This is a genomic window from Cohnella sp. GCM10012308 (assembly GCF_042649185.1).
Taxonomy (GTDB): Bacteria; Bacillota; Bacilli; order Paenibacillales; family Paenibacillaceae; genus Cohnella.
This window is the reverse complement of sequence record NZ_JBHRYU010000011.1, coordinates 158,836-174,020: the sequence shown is the minus strand read 5'-3', so window position 1 is coordinate 174,020 and position 15,185 is coordinate 158,836. Positions and strand designations below refer to the sequence as shown.

16 protein-coding genes are annotated in these 15,185 nt (G+C 59.1%); 12 read left to right on the top strand and 4 right to left on the bottom strand.

Translation table 11 applies throughout. The features are described from left to right. Window positions 1–2 precede the first annotated feature (2 nt). The 3 genes from sdhB (at window position 3) to odhB (ending at window position 5,343) form a co-directional block, all read left to right on the top strand. Window positions 3–776, top strand: a complete 774-nt coding sequence (gene sdhB / locus ACFOTD_RS14985; RefSeq protein WP_378120058.1) for a succinate dehydrogenase iron-sulfur subunit — start codon at window positions 3–5, stop codon at window positions 774–776. 430 nt (window positions 777–1,206) lie between these two features. Continuing rightward, window positions 1,207–4,080 carry a 2-oxoglutarate dehydrogenase E1 component gene (locus tag ACFOTD_RS14980; protein WP_378120056.1) on the top strand — a complete coding sequence of 958 codons (2,874 nt, stop codon included), beginning with the start codon at window positions 1,207–1,209 and terminating at the stop codon, window positions 4,078–4,080. Window positions 4,081–4,086: 6 nt separating this feature from the next. Further along, the gene (odhB, locus tag ACFOTD_RS14975) at window positions 4,087–5,343 is read left to right on the top strand and encodes a 2-oxoglutarate dehydrogenase complex dihydrolipoyllysine-residue succinyltransferase (RefSeq protein WP_378120054.1); all 1,257 of its coding nucleotides are present in this window, start codon (window positions 4,087–4,089) and stop codon (window positions 5,341–5,343) included. Window positions 5,344–5,878: 535 nt separating this feature from the next. Here the strand turns inward: odhB and ACFOTD_RS14970 are convergent. Continuing rightward, entirely contained in the window at window positions 5,879–6,892 is a 1,014-nt protein-coding gene (locus ACFOTD_RS14970) for a M15 family metallopeptidase (RefSeq protein ID WP_378120052.1), read from the bottom strand. Window positions 6,893–7,100: 208 nt separating this feature from the next. Between ACFOTD_RS14970 and ACFOTD_RS14965 the strand changes: the two genes are divergently transcribed. From ACFOTD_RS14965 to ACFOTD_RS14925, 9 genes are all read left to right on the top strand, one after another. Then, window positions 7,101–7,454 (top strand): sigma-70 RNA polymerase sigma factor region 4 domain-containing protein, encoded by a 354-nt coding sequence (locus ACFOTD_RS14965; protein WP_378120050.1) that lies wholly within the window; start codon window positions 7,101–7,103, stop codon window positions 7,452–7,454. After that, entirely contained in the window at window positions 7,397–7,681 is a 285-nt protein-coding gene (locus ACFOTD_RS14960; protein ID WP_378120048.1) for a helix-turn-helix domain-containing protein, read from the top strand. Before ACFOTD_RS14965 ends, ACFOTD_RS14960 begins: the two co-directional genes overlap by 58 nt. A gap of 15 nt (window positions 7,682–7,696) precedes the next feature. After that, on the top strand, window positions 7,697–8,173 hold the full coding sequence (locus tag ACFOTD_RS14955; RefSeq protein WP_378120046.1) for a hypothetical protein: 477 nt from the start codon (window positions 7,697–7,699) through the stop codon (window positions 8,171–8,173). After that, window positions 8,173–9,963 carry an ATP-binding cassette domain-containing protein gene (locus ACFOTD_RS14950; RefSeq protein ID WP_378120044.1) on the top strand — a complete coding sequence of 597 codons (1,791 nt, stop codon included), beginning with the start codon at window positions 8,173–8,175 and terminating at the stop codon, window positions 9,961–9,963. The genes ACFOTD_RS14955 and ACFOTD_RS14950 overlap by 1 nt, the downstream gene beginning before the upstream one ends. Window positions 9,964–9,986: 23 nt before the next feature. After that, on the top strand, window positions 9,987–10,463 hold the full coding sequence (locus ACFOTD_RS14945; protein WP_378120042.1) for a TlpA family protein disulfide reductase: 477 nt from the start codon (window positions 9,987–9,989) through the stop codon (window positions 10,461–10,463). Next, window positions 10,429–10,632, top strand: a complete 204-nt coding sequence (locus tag ACFOTD_RS14940; protein ID WP_378120041.1) for a hypothetical protein — start codon at window positions 10,429–10,431, stop codon at window positions 10,630–10,632. The genes ACFOTD_RS14945 and ACFOTD_RS14940 overlap by 35 nt, the downstream gene beginning before the upstream one ends. A gap of 78 nt (window positions 10,633–10,710) precedes the next feature. Beyond that, window positions 10,711–11,286 carry a MauE/DoxX family redox-associated membrane protein gene (locus tag ACFOTD_RS14935; RefSeq protein WP_378120039.1) on the top strand — a complete coding sequence of 192 codons (576 nt, stop codon included), beginning with the start codon at window positions 10,711–10,713 and terminating at the stop codon, window positions 11,284–11,286. Between the two features lie 56 nt (window positions 11,287–11,342). After that, window positions 11,343–11,840, top strand: a complete 498-nt coding sequence (locus ACFOTD_RS14930) for a hypothetical protein (protein ID WP_378120037.1) — start codon at window positions 11,343–11,345, stop codon at window positions 11,838–11,840. A 33-nt stretch (window positions 11,841–11,873) separates the two neighbouring features. Then, complete coding sequence (locus tag ACFOTD_RS14925; protein ID WP_378120035.1) at window positions 11,874–12,674, top strand: sensor domain-containing protein; 801 nt, start codon at window positions 11,874–11,876, stop codon at window positions 12,672–12,674. A gap of 117 nt (window positions 12,675–12,791) precedes the next feature. Here ACFOTD_RS14925 and ACFOTD_RS14920 read toward each other — a convergent pair whose 3' ends face one another. The 3 genes from ACFOTD_RS14920 to ACFOTD_RS14910 all read right to left on the bottom strand — a co-directional run bounded on the left by ACFOTD_RS14920 (window position 12,792) and on the right by ACFOTD_RS14910 (window position 15,143). Next, window positions 12,792–13,100, bottom strand: a complete 309-nt coding sequence (locus ACFOTD_RS14920; protein WP_378120033.1) for a winged helix-turn-helix transcriptional regulator — start codon at window positions 13,098–13,100, stop codon at window positions 12,792–12,794. Window positions 13,101–13,210: 110 nt separating this feature from the next. Then, entirely contained in the window at window positions 13,211–14,146 is a 936-nt protein-coding gene (locus ACFOTD_RS14915; protein WP_378120032.1) for an EamA family transporter, read from the bottom strand. 181 nt (window positions 14,147–14,327) lie between these two features. Beyond that, window positions 14,328–15,143: a histidinol-phosphatase gene (locus ACFOTD_RS14910; protein ID WP_378120030.1), complete on the bottom strand. Its 816-nt coding sequence runs from the start codon at window positions 15,141–15,143 to the stop codon at window positions 14,328–14,330. Between the last annotated feature and the right edge of the window lie 42 nt (window positions 15,144–15,185).

Genomic DNA, 15,185 nt, shown 5'->3' with positions numbered 1-15,185 from the left:
CGATGGCAGAAACTGCTACCGCGACCGCCAAGCGCACCGTAAAGTTCATCATCAAGCGTCAGGAAAAGCCGGACGCCGCTCCCTATACAGAAGAATTCGAGATTCCGTACCGTCCGAACATGAACGTCATCAGCGCGCTGATGGAGATTCAGCGGAACCCCGTCAAGGCGGACGGCGCCAAGACGACGCCGGTCGTCTGGGAGTCCAACTGTCTCGAGGAAGTATGCGGCGCCTGCTCGATGATCATCAACGGCAAGCCGCGTCAAGCATGCTCCGCGCTGATCGACAAGCTCGAGCAGCCGGTTCGCGTCGAACCGATGTCCACGTTCCCGGTCGTACGGGACCTGGTCATCAACCGCGAGCGTATGTTCAATGCGCTGAAGAAAGTCAAGGCATGGATTCCGATCGACGGCACGTACGATCTCGGACCGGGTCCGCGCATGGCCGAGACCAAGCGTCAATGGGCGTACGAGCTGTCCAAGTGCATGACGTGCGGCGTTTGCCTCGAAGCTTGCCCGAACGTCAACGATCGGTCGAGCTTCATCGGTCCGGCGCCGATCTCGCAGGTTCGCCTGTTCAACGCGCACCCGACGGGCGAGATGAACGCGCACGAGCGCCTCGAGGCGCTCATGGAAGACGATAGCGGCATCGAAGGCTGCGGCAACTCGCAAAACTGCGTGCGGTCGTGCCCGAAGGGCATCCCGCTCACGACTTCGATCGCGGCGATCAATCGCGATACGACCAAGCATATGTTCAAGCGCTGGCTGAGCTTCTAATCGCAGCTTGCGTTCGCCCGGATACGCCGACCCGAGGTCGGCCGTCTCCGGGCTTTTTTTTGTCGCTTGGCCTTTAAATGGTTTAAACGCTTTCTGAAATCGTAAGGACATGTTGATGGTCGAATCGCCCTTCATCGTGCGGGTTCAGGGATAATTCTCCTATGCGAATGCCATACTGAACATCATGTGTGCTTTTGTTGGCGAACGTTCTCATTTTGAGATCATAACGATAGGAAATCCTTATTTTAATGTCGCAAACAAATGCTTTATAATCATTGAGGATAAGCGATACCGCTTTGTCCGCGAATCGGCGGGATTTGTTGCAATTCATCCCTTTCTGATATCGCAGACGCCGGAAGCCGCTCTTGCGGCGACGCTGCCGTATATGTTTGGATAATTTACTTTTATAGAAGACCGAGGGATCACACAAATGGCTAATGGCGAGCAAGACCATCAGAACCCATGGGCGAAGTATTATGGCCCGAACCTTGGCTACATCGAAGAGCAGTACGAACTGTATCTACGCGATCCGGAATCGGTCGCGCAAGAATACCGCGAGCAATTCAAAGCGTGGGGCGAGCCGCCGCGCTCGGTCCGGAGCCCAGCCGCTTCGGCTCCGGGTGCGGTTGTCGCCGTGGACGTGCGTCAGCTTCGCAACGCGGTCTTGGCGGGCAAGCTTGTTTGGAACGTCCGCGCCTATGGGCATCTGGTTGCGGACATCGATCCGCTGGACATCGGGCCCGTCGCTTCGTCGAAAGTGCTCGAGCCTGAGACTTACGGCTTGACCTACGCGGACCTGGCGGCATTGCCGGCAGACCTCGTCTGGGAAGGCGCGCCTGCCGGCGTGTCGAACGGAGCCGAGGCAATTGCCAAGCTCAAGGAAGTGTACGGCGGGACCATCGCCTACGAATTCAGCCATATTGCGGACGAAGAAGAACGCCAATGGTTGAACAACTTTGCCGAACAGCGGGTGCCTGCGCAGGAGTTGAGCGCAGCGGAGCGAGCCGACCTGCTGAAGCGTCTGCTTGAAGCCGAGCTGTTTGAAGACTTTTTGCAGAAGACGTTTATCGGGGTCAAACGCTTCTCCGTCGAAGGCAACGATGCGCTGATCGCATTGGTCGACCGCATGGTGAAGGACCTGTCTGGCGAGGGCGTCAGCGACATCGCGATCGGCATGGCGCACCGCGGCCGTCTGAATGTGCTTGCTCACATTTTGCAAAAACCGCTGACAAAGATTTTTGCCGAATTCCAGCACTCCGCGTCTAGCGGCAAGAAATCTCCGACTGAGGGGAGCTTCACATTCGAGCCGGGCGGCACCGGCGACGTGAAGTATCATCTTGGCGCACGCACTACACTTAAAAACGCTCAGGGCGGCGAGACGCGCGTCGTACTGGCGAACAACCCGAGTCACCTTGAGTATGTCAATCCGGTCGTACAGGGCTTCGCGCGCGCCGCGCAGGACGACCGTACGCAGCGCGGTTACCCGATTCAGAAAAAGGATGTAGCGGCTTCTATCGTCATGCACGGCGACGCTGCGTTCCCTGGCGAAGGCATCGTCACCGAGACGATGAATTTGAGCACGCTGCGCGCCTATGGCATCGGCGGCACGATTCACATCATCGTCAACAACAAAATCGGCTTTACGACCGACAGCGTCGATTCCCGGTCTACTCAATATTCCAGCGACCCGGCCAAGGGCTTCGAGATTCCGATCGTTCACGTCAATGCCGACGATCCCGAAGCCGTGATCGCAATCGCCCGCATGGCGGTCGCATACCGTCAACGCTTCAAGAAGGATTTTCTGATCGACCTGATCGGCTTCCGCCGCCACGGTCACAACGAGACGCTCGATCCCGAGCCGACGCAGCCAACCGTTTACAAGAAGGTCAAGGCGCATCCCGGCGTAAGCCGCGTTTACGCCAACCGTCTCGTCAAAGAAGGCAAGCTGACCGAAGCGCAGTTCGAGGAAGCGAAGAATAGCGTACTTGCGGTGTTCAAGGCTGCCTACGAAGAAATGAAGGGACTCGAAGATCACCACGAGGGTCCGCAATCCCATGCGGTCGAGCAAAAGACTTCGGCGGCTTCCGCGCCGACGAACGTCCCGCTGGCAAAGCTCCGCGAGCTCAACGCCGGGCTGCTCAAGTGGCCGGAGGGCTTCAAGCTGTATCCCAAGCTGCAGAAGATTCTCGAACGCCGTGCCACTTCGCTTAACGACGGCGAGAAAATCGACTGGAGCCATGCGGAGACGCTGGCGTTCGCATCGATCCTCGCTGACGGCCGCGCGATCCGGATGACCGGACAGGACGCCGAGACCGCCACGTTTGCGCAGCGCAATCTGGTGCTGCACGACATCGATACCGGCGACACGTTCTGCCCGATGCATACGCTGCCGCAGGCGAAGGCTTCCTTTGCCCTGCACAACAGCCCGCTGTCCGAATCCGCCGTGCTCGGTTTCGAATACGGCTACAACGTCTATTCGCCCGAGACGATGGTCCTCTGGGAAGCGCAGTTCGGAGATTTCGTCAACGTCGCTCAGGTGCTCATCGACCAGTTTATCTCTTCCGGCAAGGCCAAGTGGTCCGAGCGTTCGAGCCTGGTCATGCTGCTGCCGCACAGCTACGAGGGACAGGGACCCGAGCACTCCAGCGCCCGCCTCGAACGCTTCCTGCAATTGTCCGCCGAGGACAATTGGACGGTAGCGAACCTGTCCAGCGCCGCGCAGTATTTCCATCTGCTGCGCCGCCAGGCCGCGATCACGGGCACGGACGAAGCCAAGCCGCTCGTCGTCATGACGCCGAAGAGCCTGCTTCGCAATCCGCGCGCGACTTCGCCGGCCGCAGAGCTCGGCGAGGGCGGATTCAAGACGATTCTGGAGCAAGCAGGTCTCGGCGCGAAGCCGGACCGCGTCGAGCGCATCGTTCTTTGCTCGGGCAAGGTTGCCATCGATCTGGAAGACGCGCTGACCAAGGACAAGGACAGCAACAAGGACTGGCTGCATATCATCCGCGTGGAGCAGCTGTATCCTTTTCCGGCGGAGGAGATCAAGAAGGTGTTCGCTCGCTTCCCGAAACTCAAGGAAGTCGTCTGGACGCAAGAAGAGCCTCGCAATATGGGTGCCTGGACCTTCATGGAATCCCGCATTCGCGAGATCGCGCCGACCGGCGCGGAAGTCAAGTATATCGGCCGTCCGGACCGCGCGAGCCCTGCTACCGGGTTCGCGGACGTACATGCGGATGAGCAGAGTTATATCGTGACGCAATCTTTGAAGCAGAGTCCGACGTTGACTCACAACTTGGGGAGGTAAGCTGCAGTGGCAGATATTCTAGTACCGGCAATGGGCGAATCGATTACGGAAGGCAGCATCTCGCGATGGGCCGTCAAAGCAGGCGACAAAGTAAGCCAGGGCGATCTGCTGCTCGAACTCGAGACCGACAAGGTTAACCTGGAAATTAGCGCCGAGCAAGCGGGCGTCGTCACCGAGCTGCTGTTCGGCGAAGGCGATACCGTTCAAATCGGCCAAGTCATCGGCAAAATCGCAGAGGGCGAAGGCGGAGCGGCGGCTCCTGCTGCCGCGCCTGCCCCTGCGGCAGCTCCGGCTCCTGCAGCAGCACCGGCTCCGGCTGCTGCTCCTGCAGCGTCCGCGCCTGCTGCCGTGCCTTCCGCGGGACAACCGTCCGCGACGCCGGCAGCTCGCAAGCTCGCTCGCGAGCAAGGCATCGATCTGAGCCAGACGCCTGCGCGCGATCCGCTCGGTCGTATTTACCCCGAGGACGTACGCGCTGCCGGCTCGCAGCCTGCAGCGGCACCGGCTCCTGCGGCACCTGCTGCCAAGGCTTCGGCAGCCGCGGCTTTCCAATCGGCCAAGCCGTACGAGCGCAAGAAAATGTCCCGCCGTCGCCAGACGATCGCGACCCGCCTCGTCGAAGCCCAACACACGGCTGCGATGCTTACGACCTTCAACGAAGTCGACATGAGCGCGATCCTCGACGTCCGCAAGCGCCGCAAAGACGCGTTCAAGGAGAAGAACGAAGTCAATCTCGGCTTCATGTCCTTCTTCACGAAGGCTGTCGTAGGCGCGCTGAAGCAGTACCCGCTGCTTAACGCAGAGATCGACGGCGAAGACATTATCGCCAAGCAATTTTACGATATCGGCATCGCCGTATCCGCTAAGGAAGGTCTCGTCGTTCCTGTCGTTCGCGACGCCGACCGCCTGAGCTTCGCCGAGATCGAGCGCTCCATCGCCGATCTGGCCGTCAAGGCGCGCAACAACGCGCTTGCGCTGTCCGACCTGCAGGGCGGCACGTTCACGATCACGAACGGCGGCGTATTCGGCTCGCTGCTCTCGACGCCGATCCTGAACGCACCGCAAGTCGGCATCCTCGGCATGCACAAGATCCAGCACCGTCCGATCGCGGTTAACAACAACACCGAAGTCGCGATTCGTCCGATGATGTACATCGCGCTTTCCTACGACCACCGCATCGTCGACGGCGCCGAAGCCGTCCGCTTCCTGGTCGCCGTCAAAGAAATGCTCGAAGATCCGGAAACGCTGCTGCTGCAAGGTTGATCGACTCAAAGGTTTTAGCCCCGCGTATATGCGGGGCTTTTTCTTTTCTAAGCGTAATCCACGCTATTGAGGGCTTCGTTTGGTGATATATTCCATATTTTGGCATTTGAACGGTATCCCCTTCACGCAGGAACGGAGAAAAGCCAGGGCGTTAAAGGATTCCTGAATTCCTTGCAAGATGTCTCGCCAGTTAAATAGGAAAAACGAAGCGGCAGGTTTTCTTTAAATTTGTATCGGCGAAGGCCTTCGCTACTAGCCGAATGGAAATGCTATGAGAAGAGAGCATACGACACCCTGAGCGAAAGGGATACCCTGGAAGGATGATTATGCAGCAAATTCCTGAGCCAAGGGGATATCGTACAAATGCCCTGAGGTGCGTCAAAACCTGTGCGAAAGGGATATCGTACAAATGCGCCGAATCGAGGTCGAACCTGAGCAAAGGGGATATCGTTTAAACGCGTTATATAGAAGCTATTTTAGTTTTTCCGGCATAAAAAAGAACGCCCGCGACGACGAGCGTTCTTTTCGATTCCAATCAAGCTTTGGTTGCGCCGTTTGCGGCTGCTTCGAGATAAGCCTCAAGCGTGACCCCTTGCTTCATGATTTGTTTAGCGGCTTCCTTGCCGACGTACCGGACGTGCCAAGGCTCGTACGAATAGCCGGTTACGTCCTCTTCGCCTTTGAGGAATCGGATGATAAATCCGTATTCCGCGCAGTGCGCGGCTAGCCATTTTCCTTCTTTGGTGTCTCCGAACTTTTGCTCCAGCTCGTAGTTCGCGCTTGCGCTGGAGACGTCCATCGCGAGTCCGGTTTGATGTTCGCTTTGGCCGGGCCTGGCGCTCGTTCGGTTTGCGACTTCTTCGCCCTTCAGGTCGGCATTGCGGGTGAAAATCGATTTTTGCGTTGCATAAGATCGATAGCCGGAGACGGCTTTAAGCGTAATCCCGTCTTTTTTGGCTCCCGCAAACAGCTTTTCCAATGCGCTTGCGGCGGTCTTCCTCATTTTCTGCTTAGGCGAATCGCCGGAAAATGAGAATTCGACATCCGGCTTGACCAGATCGTCCGGTGCATACGTAGAAGAAAGCTCCCGTTTTTTATTAACCAGGACAAGGATGCTCTCGGAATTCGTCACCACCGCTACGCCGTTTTTGCCCACCTCGATCGTCTTATCCGGCGCATTTAGCTTAAGCAGCGCATCCAAGCTGTCCGAGTCGGAGCTCTCCCCAGGTTCCTCGGAAGCACTCGACGACGGATCGTCGGACGTTTCGGGCGTTGGCGTTGGTTTTGCCGTGCCGGTAGGTTCAGCGTTATCGGATGAGGACGGTGTATCTGCGTCAGGAGAAGACGTGGCGGATGGTTCTGCGCTCTCCGTCGCCTCGTTCGTGTCCGTTCCCCCGGCACTGCCTGAAGGTGAGGCTGAAGCCGATGCCGTCTCCGTAGCGGCCGGCGGCGCTGCGCTTTGCTGCTTATCCGTTCCTATGATATCGTCTGCTTTCCATATGACGACCGCGACGACAACGCCCGCGATTAGCCATCTTCCTATTTTCATTTCTCGATCCCTCCCGATTCTACTATTTAGACGATGATAGAGTTCGAATTGTTTCGACAAACTCCGCAAATGGGCCGACGAAATCGGCATCGCCACCAATTTCCTGAAATAAATAGGAACAAATGTTCTTGTTGTGGTTGTATAATGGGAAAGTCAGGCTCCTACATAGATGAGAAGGAAAACACGCTACGGTAAAAGGAGGATGGGAATGGACGACGAGCTGACCTTGTTCACGGAATTCAGACAGCGGCTGACAAGAGCCGCCTGGCGCATGCAATATCGCAACAGATCCCGATTAAATCGGGAGCTCGCGATCGCCGCGGCCGAACAAACCGATAGGGGCGAACCTGCGGATCAGGCGATATCCATGCTTTTCGTGCAGGAGGTGCTGCTGGCGATTCCATCGTATCCGAGCAGAACCGTCATGCAGAAGCTGATCGTAGACGGGAAAACAGAGCGCGAAGTATCTCGCGAACTGGGCATTACGCAACAGGCGGTGAACAAATGCAAACAAAGAGCGGTCGCGGCGATCCGCCGACAAATGGGCAGCTTCGCCAACTAGTACGGGCCGCGGGAGATGGCGACCAGATCGCCAAGCTGCTGATTCTTGATTTTTTCGAGCAGGAGATCGACGATCTGTCGCGCTTCATGCGCATGCCGCGGGACGAAGCGAAGCAAGCGCTGGCGCTTGAGCTGCTCGAGTTGATCCGTCTCAAAGCGGAAGAGATGGCGACGGTCGGCCGTTGCGCGGAACAACAGGCGGTTTATGCCGTCGCGAATAACGAATAAGGAGAAGGATCGATCATGGAGTACCGGAAATTTATGCGTGGCAGTGTCCCAGCGTATCCCAAGGGAACGGCATTTCCCGAACGTCTCGCGCTGATGAGCGGGGAAGAGGAAACCGACTTGTCCTGGCTTCGGGATACGACTTCGGGTTCGGTGGTGTTCGTCATGAGCGCGGGCTGCGAGGCATGCGACTTGGATGCGGCGGTCGGATTAATGGAGGAGCGTCCGGAGCTGACGTATCTGCTGCTCGCAGAGGCGAACGATGCGGATTTCGAGCTGCTTATAGAGGAACTTGCTCCGTTTTCTGTCCGCATCGAGCGTTGCGAGATCTCGGCTGTCGCCGATCGGACGCCGATTAAGGTCATTCCTTTCATGATCGTGCTGGATCGCGAGGGCGTCGCGGTCGGATCGGGCTTGTTCAATACGACATTGGACGCGTCGGCTCACGCTCGCACGTTAGGGGCGAACGGCAAGGCCATCGAAGCCGGGGCTTGATGAAAAGGTTCGTGCGTATCGCATCGGAAGCTGCGGCTTCCGCATGGCGGATGTATCGTTTCGACAATGCGGGCGTGCTGCTCTCCGTCACTGTGCTGATGGGCAATGCGCTGCAGTCCTACGGGACGCTCGCCTTTACGGAGCGTACGATCAACGCCGCGGTCGCAGGCGATTCAGCGGCATTCGTAGCGCCTCTCGCCGCGCTCGCGGGCATTCAATTGCTCGGTGCAGCTTTGAATGCTTTCACCTCTTATCGCACGTCCCGGATGCACCTGGCATACGCGAACGCTTGCGAACAGAAATTGATCGAGGAGACAGGCGCGCTTCCCCTGGCCGAACAGGAGCATCCGCAGTATGAGGAACGGCTCGCCATGCGACGATTCGCAGCGACCAAACCGTTCGAGATGTACACGCAGGCGACGCAGCTGCTGACCAAGTTGGCGACGGCGATGCTCGGGTTCCGTTACTTGTCAGGCGTTCATCCCGCCGTCGGCGTTCTCGCCCTCGCAGTCGGATGCTTGAAGGGCGGCCTGTCGCTCATGCTCGTGAAGCGCAGGACCATACTGAACGGGGAGCTCCAGCGCGCGTCCGTGCGTCCCTCCTATCTCTACGGTCTGCTGACTGAGTCGGCGGCGCAAAAAGAATTGACGGTCCATGGCTCGCGCGCGTACTTCACGGGCCAATGGCTGTCCGCCAAACAAGTCTCCGACACGATCCTGTCCAGCATCCAGCGGATGCAGCTGTCGGCGGGCTTCGCCGGAGAAGCGATATCCGCCGCGGGCTATGCGGCAGCCGCATGCGCTGCGGCCTGGACCGTCCGCGAGCGCGGGTTGGGCGCGGGCGACTTCATGGCCGTCACGATGGCGATGAGCTTGATCTCCTCGAACTTGTCGGCGGTCCTTCAGAGCTGGGCCGGCGTAGCAGAGACGCATGCCTATCTATCCGAGTCCAAGGAATCGGCGCCAATCAATCTCGATCGTTTCCGCCCAAAAGCGGAGTTCGTCTCCCCGGAAAAGCCGTTTGTTTTTAACGACATGATCTCGATCCCCGCCCTCCGGTATACCTACCCGAACCGAGACAAGCCTGCGCTGGATATCGGGGAGATGCAGATAAGCAGGGGAGAGAAGATCGCGATCTTGGGCGGCAACGGCTCGGGTAAGTCCACTTTGCTCAAAATCGTACTGGGCCTATACGTCCCCGAAGGAAATCCCGTTCGTTACGACAATGTTCCGGTGAGTTCCATCGAACGCAGCGACATGTTTGCGCGGGCTCATGTACTCTTCCAAGACTTCGTGCGCTATCAAGGCACGGTCCGGGAAAACATGGCTGCAGGCCGCGCTGCCGCATTGGAGGACGACCTTACGCTGCGGAACGCGTTGATGACGGCGAGACTCGGCGAACTGACGGCGGGGCGCGGTCCCGATACGCCGCTCGGCCAGATCGACGGCAGCTCGATTTATTTGTCGGGCGGGCAGTGGCAGAAGCTGGCCTTGTCCAGATTGTTCCTGCATGCCGATGCGGATCTCGTGGTGTTGGACGAGCCGACTTCGGCGCTGGATCCGCTGAGCGAGACCGCCTTAATAGACGAGATCTGGGAACGCTGCGCGGACAAAACCGTGCTGCTGGTCACGCACCGCGTCGCGCTGGCTAGCAGAGCGGACAGGGTGTGGGTGATGGAGCAGGGGCGCATCGTTGAGGACGGTAGGCATGAGTCGTTGATGGCGTTGGGCGGGCGGTATGCCCGCGTGTGGTCGGAGCAGCAGGCGTTGCACAATCGGCCGACTTTATGACTTTGTAAGGGGAGAGGATCTAGATGGGTTTGAAGTTAAAATCGGGCGGCCGAACGCCAGACATTCCGCGGTCCGGCATGGCTATTCCCGATCTGGGACGGGCGGGAGCGCCGGGACCGAACGGACAGCCGAGGTTATTGGTCTTCGCTTCGCTGCACTGTGCAGATTGCATCGAGCTGTTCCCGCATCTGGCGCAGGCAAGCGCCGCGCTTCCGGAATATCGGCTCATCCTGATGGTTGCCGGCGATCCGGCCGACGTTCGCGAGATGTCGGACTACTTCGAGTGGACGTTCCCCGTGTATCCGGTTCATGCGAGGGACATGCTCGACGCGCTGGGCGTGCGGACTTTCCCGCTGGCCATCTTTGAGCTCGGCGACGGAAAGGTCGCACGTGCGGCAGCCGTTCACGACGAAGCCGAGATCAGGCGGCTGGCCGCAGGATTGCTCATGAAAGGAGGTGATGAACATGGCTTGCGTATGCCCGACGAACTACACGCTTGACGGCGAGATTCCGCAAAACACGTATTGCGTTGCCAAAACCTGCTCTGCGAACGGAACGACTTACCCGAAGGAATATTGGATCAACAAGACGATCCAATGCGTCAACAAATCCGTGCCTTATGACGTATCGTACGTGAATTGCGATCAACAAGGCGGCTGCTGCGCTTAATGGCGCAACGGGAGCCGGGCGAAAGCCCGGCTTCTTGCGTTTTATCGGACATAAGCGATTAAAGGGGGAGTTTACACGTTGCACTGGGAAAATGAAACGGCCTGGCTCTGCGATTTTGCGATGGCTGTCGTCTTTGCCGCTTCGGCTTACGGCAAGGGGCAGGCCATGACGGATATGCGCCTGGAGATGATGGCGTACAAGCTGCTGCCCGCGCGTCTCGTGCCCGCGGCGGCATGGTCGGTGCTGGCTCTCGAATGGGCGTTAGCGGCAGCCTTTGCGGCAGGCGGTAAGCTGGAGGGCATCAAAGAGCCTGCGGCAATTGTCGTCCTGCTGGGCATGACATGGTTAAGCAGGCGCCGTAACCGCACTGCTGGAGGGAAGGACCGGGCCCGCGAGACGGACGGCTGCGGCTGCTTCGGCGCGAACCATCCGCTCGGCAAGCGACCGATGCTCCGCAATGCGATCTTTGTCGCGATCGCGGTCGCAGGGTGGATGACGGAACGTCCGGCAGCGTCGGGCGCGGGACTCGCGGCGTTTGCCTTTGCAGTCGCGTCGGCGGTCTGGCTGCTCGAGGCGCGCAAGCTGCAAAAGGAGATAGGCCAAGGAAGGAACGGCGAAGGGAGAACCGGCGGTGGGCATGTCTCTGAATCGTAGGCGAAGGGTGGGAAGGCGATGGGCGCGTTTACGGATAATATGCGAGGGGTGGACTTGTGATGATCGTGTCTCCGGATAAGGCGATTGCGATTTTGGCCGGCTTCATCGCAGCGATGTCATGGCTGACGTACCTTCTGACTGCGCGGGAGAGGCACCGTCTGCTGCGAGAGCTGTTCGCGCAGGCGACTGCCGTCGCAGGATTCGAGCCCGAAGTCGTGCTCGTCGTGCAGCCGCAGCGAAGCGCGGACGCGGAGCTTGCGGCGCGGATGCAAAGTGCCCCGCGAAGCTGGCATATCATTGTAGCCGGTCCGTCATGGCTGGCTCAGCTTAAGAGCTCCGCTTGGCGAAGGCCGGTGAGCGGGAAGGAATCATTGCCCTTCGGGAAGGGCGCGCTGAAGGAAGGCTCTTACCTGGCGATTCGAAAAGGCCGGCGCTTCGAGCTGGTTTATGAACTGGTCCCCTACATGGAGAGGCTGGGACCGCCCTGGCCGAAGGTCGGGGGCGAATCCCCTTCCGCAGCCGCTGATGCCGCTGCGAACCGCCTGCTACAATGAAGCAAATGGTTCGGAAGGCGAGGTTGTTCCCCTATGAAATCAAATCCGCGCGCAAGCGCTTATGGTGCCTGGAAATTGCAGCTCGGTCTGCTGCCGCTCGGCGTGACGGCTTTTGTCCTGACATTGACCGGTATCGTGCTGGGTCTGAGTCTGGCGATCGTCGGCATCGGCATCCCGATTTTGGCCGGCACGCTGGCTTGGAGCGCCGCGCGCATGAAGCGCGAGCAACGACGCTGGGATGCCTGGCAGAACGGCGGCCAAGCGCAGGACGAGCCGTATTCCGCTCGGCAGCTTCCGGAAGGCGAGGCGGCCGTTCAGGTTCGCTCCTCCTGGAGATCCTGGTTCCGGTCGCTGGGCAACCCGCTCGGCTATCGCGCCGCCGCGCATCAGCTGTTCGGATTTCCGCTTCGCATCGCGCTTTTTGTCGTTTCGCTGACGGTGCCGTTGTCCGTCTTCGCGGTCATGCTGGCGCCAGCCGCCTACAAAGTGAGCGACTACTTGTACGGCTACGTCCTGTACGACGACGCGACGATGCGGATGCTGCTCCCGCCGCTGTCGCCGTTCGAACGATCGCTGGTCGTCTCGGGCATCGGCGTCGTCCTGATGCTGTTCGTCCCGGCGCTGCTTCGGGCTTGCGGACGCGTTTACGCTGCATGGCTCGATTTCTTTGCCGGGCAGTCCGAGATCGCACCGCCAGCGGCGGCGAGCCTGCCGGTACAATCGCCTGCCTTGCCCGCCGCCGAGGCGGCCGGGGATTGGCTGGCACGCGCCGAAGCGGCCATCAGCCGCTACGACGAAGACGCGCGCCAGACTCAGACGCCGCAAGCGCACTGACGCGAAGCGCAAGGAACGCATTAAAAGACAAAGAAACACATCAAAAGGAACGCATCAAAAAGAGCAGCCCCGCCGATTACCGGCTTCGGAGCTGCTCTTTTTGATGCGGAGATGAACCTACATCCATTTTTCTCCCCAGTTCTGAATGGACTCGATGACGTCCTCCAGATCCCGGCCTTTGTCCGTCAGTTCATATTCGATGCGCACCGGCATCTCCGGGTATACGGTACGCTTGACGAGTCCGCTCGATTCAAGCTCTTTCATGCGATCCGTGAGCATCTTGTCGCTCATATCCGGAATTTGCTCCTTCATGTCCTTGAAGCGCTTGGGACCGCCCATCAGCACGCGAACGATCAGGCCCGTCCATTTCTTGCCGAGCAGTTCGGCAGCATGCTCAAATCTAGGGCACATTCTGGAGTAGTCCATGCGGCTCACCCCTTTCGTCCCTTTATTTTAACATAATGAGCTCTAAATGAATAGAAGAAACGATATATTTGTATATAACTAAATAAAAGTTAGTTATGGGCTTGTCGCGGTTAAATTCGGATCAATACAAGGCCTCCAAGCAAACAAATCAAGGCCGCATATTGGGCAAACGACAGCCGCTCGCGGTAAACGGCGAGCGAGAGGACGACCACCACCAGGCTGTTGGCCGCAAAAATAGGCGCGACGAGATGGGCGGGACCCCGAGCCAGCGCAACCGCATAAAGCTGCAGTCCGCCGTAGGAAAAAGCGCCGGCCGCCAGCCCCCAACGACAGCCGATCCGGGTGGCACTCGACTGTGCTTCAATTTCGGCGCTCTTTTGCAAACCGAAGGCCTTCCGTTCTTCGCCTTTAGAACGCTCGGAACGCCAGGATGCCGCCAAGAACCACAGCAAAGACAGCAGATAACCGGCCCACAGCACATTGGCGCTGTCCAGTCCGATGCGGTCGGTCACCTTCAAGCCGCCGTTGCGCAGCACGAACAGGCCCATCGCGGCCAGCGCGAGCGGATACCAGCTCCGTCCGGCAACCCGCTGCACGCGAGAAGCGCCGCCGCCGGATGTCGTCCCGCCGCCGCCCCGCAGAGACAAGAGCGCGATCCCCGCCAGCAGCCAGATGGCGCCGAGTAGTCCCGTCGCGTGCGGAGTCTCGCCGAACCAAACGATGCCTGCGGCCATGACGATCACTATGTTCGCATTCGTAAGGGGAGAGACGAGGCTCGCCGGCCCGCGCGCGAGCGCGCGCATGAAGAGCAGGTTGCCCCAGGCGGAGCCGAGGCCGATGATCGCGCCGGCGGTCCAAATGCGCCAATCGAACGGCTGCCAGGCCCGCGTCAGCAGCGCCTGGACCCAGAAGCCTGCGGTGCCGGCGGCATACAGGCCGATTAAAAGCGAAGACAGCGCGCCGCCTCGCATCTGGCTCGCCTTCATGAAGAAGCCGGCCAGACCGAAGGCAAGCGCGCTGAGAACGGCGACGGCAAACCAATGCAAGCGTCGTGCTCCTTCCTGCGGCTAGCGCATTCCGATAACGAACTCGTTTTTGTAACACAATTGCAATATTGCTGTTACCGGCGTGTCTTGGACGTCGGTTACAATAACGACCAAGACCCCCTTTTTCATATTATTGAAGGCCCGCCAGCGGTGGCGGGCCTCTTTTTTTGTCCGTATACCGTTATAGCGGAACGACAACCTTTTGCTTTTGACGGAAGTAAACCCAGCGTTTGAAGCCGATCTCCTTCAGACGGCTGCGCACTTGCTCCCAGTCGTCGCCGACCCGCTCCGGAATGTGGGCGTCCGAACCGAACGTCACGTCCGCGCCAAAATGAAGCGCGCGCTCCAGGATGGCGTCCGAAGGGTACCAGCCGCCGACGTCCTTCGTGCTGCCGCTCGTGTTGATTTCCAGGGCGATATTGTTCACCGCTACCGCCTGAAGCGCTTCGTCGACGTCGTCCTCGGCGCCGCGAATGTCCGAGAAGTCCGGATAATAAGCCTTCATGGCATCGATATGGCCGAGCACCTGGAACATGCCGGCGTTCGCGGACTCGGTGATCAGCTTGTAATACAGCTTTTTCTCGGCCGTATGCTCGGACTTGTCTAGCTGCTGCCACCGGTTGCGGTTAAAGATGCTGATGCCGCGAGTCTGGTGAACCGATCCGATCAGGTAATCGAACGGATAGGGCGCGTAGGCCGCACGGTAGATCTCGACGCTCTCGGGAAAATAGTCGGATTCGACGCCGAGGAGCACCTCGATGCGGTCCTTGTACTGCTCCTTGAGTCGCAGCACCTCCGCGATATATTTCGGAAATTCGCTCTTGGCCATCGCGATGCCGGGTTGGTAACGGTCTTCCTCCCGGGCGAAATAAGGGGAATGATCGGAGATGCCGATCGCCGTCATGCCAACCCGGATCGCGGCCTGGATATAATCCTCGATCACGCCGGAAGCGTGGCCGCAGCGCTCGTGATGCGTATGCAAATCGAATTTTTCCATGGTGTTTCGCCTCCTCAAGATCGACCTATCTGTGTATTTATC